The 8,788-nt window shown below is 73.9% G+C and carries 2 protein-coding genes; both read left to right on the plus strand.

What is annotated here, in order from left to right:
* Positions 1 to 2,315 (plus strand): SDR family NAD(P)-dependent oxidoreductase (locus ABEA26_RS33425; protein WP_345597466.1); only part of this gene is annotated, 2,315 nt, incomplete at its 5' end.
* A 56-nt stretch (positions 2,316 to 2,371) separates the two neighbouring features.
* The coding region (locus ABEA26_RS33430; RefSeq protein ID WP_345597468.1) for a type I polyketide synthase at positions 2,372 to 8,788 on the plus strand (6,417 nt) is incomplete at its 3' end.

Below are 8,788 nucleotides of genomic sequence, written 5' to 3' on the forward strand. Positions count from 1 at the left end.
GCTTCATGACCTCTCTCGCCGAGGCCCACGTCCACGGCGTCCAGCTGGACTGGCACGCCCTGTTCGCTGGGCAGCAGGTCACCCACGTGGACCTGCCCACCTACCCCTTCCAACGCCAGCGCTACTGGATCGACGACCTGCGTCCGGTCATGCAGGCGCCCGTCGACGAAGCGACCGAACTCTCCCTGGCCGACACTCAGTTCTGGGCGGCGGTCGAGCAGAAGGACTTCGAGGGCCTCGCGCACACGCTCGACCTCAAGGGGGGCGAGGGCGCCCGCTCGGCGCTGGGCACGATGCTGCCCGCGCTGTCTTCCTGGCGCCGCCGCACCCGCGAGCTGTCCACCGTCGACGACTGGCGGTACGAGGTGGCCTGGCGCCCGCTGCCCGAGGCGTCCGCCGCCCGGCTGTCCGGCCACTGGCTCGTAGTCGTGCCCGAGACCCACGCCGAGGACGCGCTGACCGCCGGGTGCCTCGCGGCGCTCGCCGACCACGGCGCCCGGGTGCTGCCCGTGACGGTCGACGGGGGCAAACTGCGGCGCGACCTGTTCACCGGCCACAACCTGCCCGCCGACCTCGCGGGCGTGCTGTCGCTGCTCCAGCTCGACCACGCACCGCACCCAGAACTGCCGGACGTGCCGAGGGGCTACGCCGCCACCGTCGCCCTGCTGCAGGCGCTCGGCGAGGCCGGGGTGTCCGCGCCGCTCTGGTGCGCCACGCGCGGCGCGGTGTCGGTGGGACCGGCCGATCCCATCACCGGGCCCGAGCAGGCCATGGCCTGGGGCATGGGGCGCGTCGCCGCGCTCGAACACCCCGACCGCTGGGGCGGGTTGATCGACCTTCCGCCGACCCTGGACGAGCGGACGGCCGCGATGCTGAGCGGCGCGCTCGGCGGGTCCGGTGACGAGGACCAGATGGCCGTGCGGCCCTCCGGTACCTTCGTACGCCGCCTCAACCGCGCCCGGATCGGCGCCGCTCCCGGCAGCCGGCGCTGGGACCCGAAGGGCACGACGCTCATCACCGGAGGAACCGGCGCGCTCGGTGGGCACGTCGCGCGCTCGCTGGCCCGCGAGGGCGCCGGGCACCTGTTGCTGGTCAGCCGCCGTGGCCCGGACGCACCCGGCGCCCAAGGTCTACGGGACGAACTGACTGCACTGGGTGCCCGTGTGACGGTCGCCGCGTGCGACGCCGGGGACCGGGACGCGCTGGCGGAGGTCGTCGCCGCCGTGCCCGCCGAGCATCCGCTGACCGCCGTGGTGCACACCGCGGCCGCGCTCGACGACGGCCTGCTCGACACGCTCACCCCGGACCAGCTCGCCAACTCCCTGCACGCCAAGGCCAGGGCCGCGCGGAACCTGGACGAGCTGACACGGGACCACAGTCTGTCCGCCTTCGTGCTGTTCTCCTCGTTCGGCGGCATCGTCGGCACTCCCGGCCAGGGCAACTACGCACCGGGCAACGCCTACCTCGACGCGTTGGCCCAGGAGCGCAGGGCCGCCGGCCTGGTGGCCACCTCGATCGCCTGGGGCGCCTGGGGCGGCGGCGGCATGGCGGAAGGCGAGTTCGGCGAGACCCTCAACCGGCACGGGCTGCGCGAGATGGCGCCCGAGGCGGCCGCGGGCGCGCTGCGGCAGGCCGTGGAGCACGACGCCACCTGCCTGTTGATCGCGGACATCGACTGGGAGCGGTTCTTCGTCGCCTTCACCGCGACCCGGCCGAGCCCCCTCCTCGCCGACGTGCCCGAGGTGCGCCGCATCGCGCAGGACGGCACGGGCAAGGCGGGATCCGGCGGTGAGGAGCCGTCGGCACTGGTGCAGCGGCTCGCCGGGCTCTCCGAGCCGGAGCAGGACGCACTGCTCCTGGAGGCCGTGCGCGAGCAGGTCGCCGCGGTGCTCGGACTCAGCGGACCCGAGGCCGTGGGAGTCAAGCGCGCCTTCCGCGAGGTGGGCTTCGACTCCGTCACCGCCGTCGAACTGCGCAACCGTATCGGCGCCAAGACCGGCCTCAAGCTTCCGGTCACCCTGGCGTTCGACTACCCCACGCCACAGCGCCTCGCCGGGTTCCTGCGCGAGCAGCTCGTACGCGACGGGGAGACCATGGCCGTGAGGGCGCTGGAGGAACTGGACCGCATCGAGAAGGCACTGGCCGGCGTCGCACCGGACGACGCGGGCCGGGCCCGGGTGGTGCGGCGCGTGCAGGTGCTGCTGACCCGGTTGCAGGATGGGCCCGCCGGCGAGGCGCCGGTCGGCGAGGAGATCGAATCCGCCTCCGACGACGAGATGTTCGAACTCCTCGGCAAGAAGTTCGGCATCTCCTGAAAACCCTCAGCGACACTCACCACGATCACCGCAGTTCCTGACAGAGGGGTCGCCCGATGGCGAACGAAGACAAGCTCCGGTACTTCCTGAAGCGGGTCAGCACCGATCTCGAAGCGGCGCACGAGCGGATCCGCGAGATGGAGGAGCGTGCCCCCGAGCCGATCGCCATCATCGGCATGAGCTGCCGCTACCCGGGCGGCGTGCGGTCGCCCGATGATCTGTGGGACCTCGTCGCTGAGGGCACCGACGGCCTGTCGCCGTTCCCTTCGGACCGCGGCTGGAACCTGGACAGCGTGTTCCAGACCGCGCCCGACGGGGCGACGTACGCGGGCGCGGGCGGCTTCGTCCACGACGCCGGCGAGTTCGACGCGGCGTTCTTCGGCATCAGCCCGCGCGAGGCCCTGGCCACGGACCCGCAACAGCGGCTGCTCCTGGAGACGGCGTGGGAGGCGTTCGAGCGGGCGGGCATCGATCCGGAGTCGCTGCGCGGCAGCCGGACCGGTGTCTTCGCCGGCACGAACGGCCAGGACTACCCCTATCTGCTGATGGGGGCGGAGGCCGGACTCGAGGGGTTCACGGGCACGGGCAGCGCCGCGGCCGTGCTGTCCGGTCGGGTCTCGTACACGCTCGGCCTCGAAGGACCCGCGGTCACGGTCGACACCGCGTGTTCCTCGTCGCTGGTGGCGCTGCACCTGGCGGCCCAGGCCCTGCGCAAGGGCGAGTGTTCGCTGGCGCTCGCCGGTGGGGTCACCGTCATGGCGACCCCGGGCATGTTCAGCAGTTTCAGCGCACAGCGCGGACTCGCCCTCGACGGTCGTTGCAAGGCGTTCGCCGCGGCCGCCGACGGCACCGGTTTCGCCGAGGGCGTCGGGCTGCTCCTGGTGGAGCGGCTCTCCGACGCCCGGCGCAACGGCCACCGGGTCCTCGCCGTGCTGCGCGGCTCCGCGGTCAACCAGGACGGCGCGAGCAACGGCCTCACCGCGCCCAACGGACCCTCCCAGCAGCGCGTCATCGAGCAGGCGCTCGCCGACGCGCGCCTGGCCCCCGAGCAGGTCGACGCGGTCGAGGCGCACGGCACCGGCACGGTACTCGGCGACCCCATCGAGGCGCAGGCGCTGTTGGCCGCCTACGGTCAGGAGCGCTCGTCGGATCGCCCCCTGTGGCTGGGCTCGGTGAAGTCGAACATCGGTCACACGCAGGCCGCCGCCGGCGTCGCCGGGATCATCAAGATGGTCATGGCGATGCGGCGGGGAGTACTGCCGCCCACCCTCCACGTCGACGCCCCGACACCGCACGTGGACTGGACGGCCGGTCAGGTGCGGCTCCTGATGGAGCGGACCGACTGGCCCGAGACGGGCGAGCCCCGCCGCGTGGGCGTCTCGTCGTTCGGTATCAGCGGGACCAACGCCCACGTCATCATCGAGCAGGCCGACGAGCGGGCCGGGCACACCGACGCGGGCGTACGCCCCGACACAGCGGACGTACGCCCCGACACAGCCGCGCGTCCCGGCCTCGTCCCCTGGGTGATATCCGCGCGCGGAGAGGCGGCGCTCGCCGGCCAGGCGGCCAGGCTGCGGGCCCTGCTCGCCGCGAACCCCGAGTACCAACCCATAGACGTCGCCCACTCGCTGACGACCACACGCACCGCCTTCGAGGACCGTGCGGTCGTCATCGGCGCGGACCGCGACGAGCTGCTGCGCGGCCTCGACGCCCTCGCGGCCGACGCGGCGGGGCCCGTGCGCGGCACCGTGACGGAGGGACGGCTCGCTTTCCTGTTCAGCGGGCAGGGCAGCCAGCGGCTCGGCTCGGGTCGTGAACTCGCGGCCCGCTTCCCCGTGTTCCGCGAGGCGTTCGACGAGGTGTGCGCACAGCTGGACCCGCACCTCGGCCGCCCGCTGCGCGACGTCCTGTACGCCGAGGAGGCGAGCGACGACGCCGGGCTGCTGCACCGGACGGCCTACACCCAGGCCGCCCTGTTCGCCGTCGAGGTGGCACTGTTCCGGCTCCTCGGCCACTGGGGCATCGAACCCGACCTGCTCGCGGGCCACTCCATCGGCGAGCTGACCGCCGCGCATGTCGCGGGCGTCCTCTCCCTCCAGGATGCCGGCACGCTGGTCGCCGCCCGGGGCCGCCTGATGCAGGCCCTTCCGGAGGGCGGGGCGATGGTCTCGCTCCAGGCGTCGGAGGACGAGGTCCTGCCGCTGCTGGTCGAGGGCGCCTCGATCGCCGCGCTCAACGGGCCTGCCGCCACGGTCATTTCCGGTGATGAGGCGGCGGTTCTGGAAATCGCCGCGCACTTCGAGGACCAGGGCCGCAAGGCCAAGCGGCTGCGGGTCAGCCACGCCTTCCACTCGCCGCGCATGAACGCCATGCTCGACGACTTCCTCGCCGTCGCCCAGGGGCTGACGTTCAGTCCGCCGCGAATCCCGATCGTCTCCAACGTCACCGGCACAATCGTCCCAGCCGAGGAGATCTGCACCGCCGAGCACTGGGTGCGCCACGTCCGCCACGCCGTCCGCTTCGACGACAGCGTCCGTTCCCTGGCCGAGCACGGGGTCACCACCTACGTCGAACTCGGCCCCGACGGCGTGCTCTCGGCCCTGGTGGCGGACAGTCTGGCGGGCCGCACCGCTGACCCGGCGGCCGAACCCGCCGTTGTCTTCCCCGTGCTGCGCGGCGACCGCCCGGAGACCAGGGCCGCACTGACCGCACTGGCCCGCCTGCACGTGCGCGGCCGGACGCCGGACTGGTCCGCTCTCCTGCCCGACGCCGGTCAGATCCCCCTGCCCACCTACGCGTTCCAGCGCAGCCGGTACTGGCCCGAGTCCCTGATGTGGACGGCGACCCCCGACGGCGCGGCCGGCGAGGACCCCGCCGAGGCCGGATTCTGGTCCGCCGTGGAGCGCACGGACCTGGCCGCCGTGACCGGGACGCTGGCGCTGGAAGGGGACCAGCCGCTGAGCGCCGTGCTTCCCGCACTGGCCGAGTGGCGGCGTACCCGGCGGGAGCAGTCCGCTCTCGACTCCCTGCGTTACGAGGTCCGTTGGCGGACCGTGCCGGAACCCGAGGACGCCGCGCCCACCGGCACCTGGCTCGTCGTGGGCCCCGACGACGAGACCACGGACGCGGCTGCCGACGCCCTGACCGGGCGGGGCGCCACCGTCGTACGGCTGCGGACACCCGGCGGCATGGCCGGACCTGATGAGCGGGCCGGACGTGACGAGCGGGCCGCGCTCGCCGAACGGCTCCGGGACGCCCTGCGCGGACCGGACGAGGCGGGCCGCGCCCTGCCGGTCGCCGGAGTCCTGTCCCTGACGGGCCCGACCACCGGCGGCGGTGACGGCACCGAAGCCCTGCTCCGCACCCTCGCCCTGGTGCAGGCCCTGGGCGACGCCCAGGTCACCGCCCCCCTGTGGCTTGCCACCCGCGGAGCGGTCTCCGTGGGCGCCTCCGACCCACTGACCCACCCGGAACAGGCCATGCTCTGGGGCCTCGGCCAGGTCGTGGCGGCCGAGGAACCGGCCCGCTGGGGCGGCCTCGTCGACCTGCCCGACGTGCTGGACGCCCGCGCGGGACGCCGCCTGGGCGCCGTCCTCGCCGCGTGCGACGGCGAGGAGCAACTGGCCCTCCGGCCCTCTGGGGTTCACGCCCGCAGACTCACCAGGGCCGCCCCGGGCCCGACGGCCACCCGGACGCCGTGGCAGCCCTCCGGCACCGTCCTGATCACCGGAGGAACAGGCGCGCTCGGCGCCGTCACCGCACGCTGGCTGGCCCGCAACGGCGCCGCCCGCCTCGTCCTCGTCAGCCGCAGCGGCAACGACGCCCACGGCGCCGCCGAGCTGGTCGCCGAGCTGACCGGGCTCGGCACCGAGGTCACAGTCGCCGCCTGCGACGCCGCCGACCGCGACGCGCTGGCTGCCCTGCTGACGTCGCTGCCCGCCGACGAGCCGCTGACCGCGGTGGTGCACACGGCCGGAGTGCTCGACGACGGCATGCTCGCCTCGATGACCCCGGAGCAGGTCGAGAAGGTCCTGCGCCCGAAGGTCGAGGCCGCGCTCAACCTCCACGAACTGACCCGCGACCTGAACCTGTCCGCGTTCGTCCTCTTCTCCTCGCTGGCCGCCACCTTCGGCAACGCCGGCCAGGGAGCCTACGCGGCGGGCAACGCCTTCCTCGACGCGCTCGCAGCCCACCGCCGCGCCCACGGCCTGCCCGCCACGTCCATCGGCTGGAGCGCCTGGGCGGGGGCCGGCATGGCCGCCGACCCGGTGGTCGCCGAGCGCGTCCGCCGCGGCGGCATGCCGCCGCTGCCGCCCGAGCAGGCCATGGCCGCGCTGCGCCAGGCGGTCGAGCACGGCGCCGCACACATCGTCGTCGCCGACGTGGACTGGGCGCGCTTCGCCCCCACGCTCCTGGAGGGCGGCCGCTCCGCGTTCATCGGCGAACTCCCCGAGGTGCGCGCCCTGCCGGCCTCCGACGCCGCGCCGAGGACGGCCGAACAGGGCACCGACGCGCTGCGCGCCCGGCTGTCGGGCGCCTCCGCGACAGAGCGTGAGCAGGTCCTGCTGGCCCTCGTCAGCGGTCAGGCCGCAGCCGTGCTCGGGCACGCGTCCGCGGACGCGGTACAGCCCTCCCGTGCGTTCCGCGACCTGGGCTTCGACTCGCTCACCGCCGTGGAACTGCGCAACCTGCTCGGCAGCAGCACCGGCCTCGCCCTGCCCGCCACGCTGGTCTTCGACTATCCCACTCCGCTCGTCCTCGCCCGGCACCTGCGCGACCAACTGGCGGGCCCAGACGTCGCCCCCGCACACGACCAGCCGGCGGCGGCCCCGCCCGCCCTCGACGACGACCCGATCGTGATCGTCGGCATGGGCTGCCGTTTCCCCGGCGGCGCCCAGTCGCCGGAGGAACTGTGGCGGCTCCTCGAGTCGGGCACCGACGCCGTGTCCCCGCTGCCCGTCGACCGGGGCTGGGACATCGACCGGCTCTACAGCGAGGACCCGGAACAGCAGGGCACCTCGTACGTCCGCGAAGGCGGCTTCCTCGCGGGCGCGGCCGAGTTCGACGCCGCGTTCTTCGGCATCGCGCCGCGCGAGGCACTGGCGATGGACCCGCAGCAGCGGCTGCTGCTCGAAACGTCCTGGGAGGCCTTCGAACACGCCGGCATCGACCCCGATTCGGTGCGGGGCGCACGCGTCGGCGTCTTCGCGGGCACCAACAGCCAGGACTACACAGGACTGTTGCTGGGCTCCGCCGACGGCGCGGAGGGGCTCGTGGGCACCGGCAACGCGGCGAGCGTGGTCTCGGGCCGCGTCTCGTACACGCTGGGACTCCAGGGGCCCGCCGTCACGGTCGACACAGCGTGCTCGTCGTCGCTGGTCGCCCTGCACCTGGCGGTCCAGGCGCTGCGGTCGGGCGAGTGCACCATGGCGCTGGCCGGCGGTGTGACCGTGATGTCGACCCCGTCGGCGTTCATCGAGTTCAGCCGCCAGCGCGGCCTGGCCACGGACGGCCGGTGCAAGGCGTTCGCCGAGGCCGCCGACGGCACCGGCTGGGGGGAGGGCGTTGGCATGCTCCTGGTGGAGCGCCTCTCCGACGCGCGCCGCAAGGGCCATGAAGTCCTCGCGGTGGTCCGTGGTTCCGCGGTGAACCAGGACGGCGCGTCCAATGGTCTGACCGCCCCCAACGGCCCCTCCCAGCAGCGCGTCATCCGCCAGGCGCTGGCGAGCGCGGGCCTGACGCCCGCGGACGTCGACGCGGTGGAGGCGCACGGTACGGGCACGACACTGGGCGACCCCATCGAGGCGCAGGCACTGCTCGCGACATACGGGCAGAACCGGCCCGCTGACCGGCCGCTGCTGCTCGGTTCCATCAAGTCCAACATCGGGCACACCCAGGCAGCCGCCGGTGTCGCGGGCGTCATCAAGATGGTCATGGCGATGTGGCATGGCGTCCTGCCCCGGACCCTGCACGTGGACGCGCCGTCGTCGCACGTGGACTGGTCGGCGGGCGCCGTCGAGCTCCTGACGGAGCCGGTGGCCTGGCCGGAGACCGGACAGCCGCGCCGCGCGGCGGTGTCGTCGTTCGGCGTCAGCGGCACCAACGCCCACACCGTCATCGAGCAGGCGCCGGAGGCGGAGCCTGTGGTGACGGAGTCCGTCGTCGGGTCTGCTCCGGTGGTGGGTTCGGGTGTGCCGTTCGTGCTGTCGGGCAAGTCGGAGGACGCGCTGCGGGCGCAGGCGGAGCGGTTGCGGCTGGCCGTCGAGGGTGGTGGCGTGCTGGGGGAACTGTCCTCCATGGGCCGTGCCTTGGCGCTGGATCGGTCGCGTTTCGAGCACCGTGCGGTGGTGTTGGCGGGTGGTCTGGAGGAGCTGGGGTCGGGTCTGGAGACGGTCGCGCTGGGTGGGTCTGCCGCGGGTGTGGTGCGGGGTGTGGCGGGGTCTTCGGTTCGTCCGGTGTTCGTGTTCCCGGGG

This window comes from Streptomyces marokkonensis, from assembly GCF_039539045.1.
Lineage (GTDB): Bacteria > Actinomycetota > Actinomycetes > Streptomycetales > Streptomycetaceae > Streptomyces > Streptomyces marokkonensis.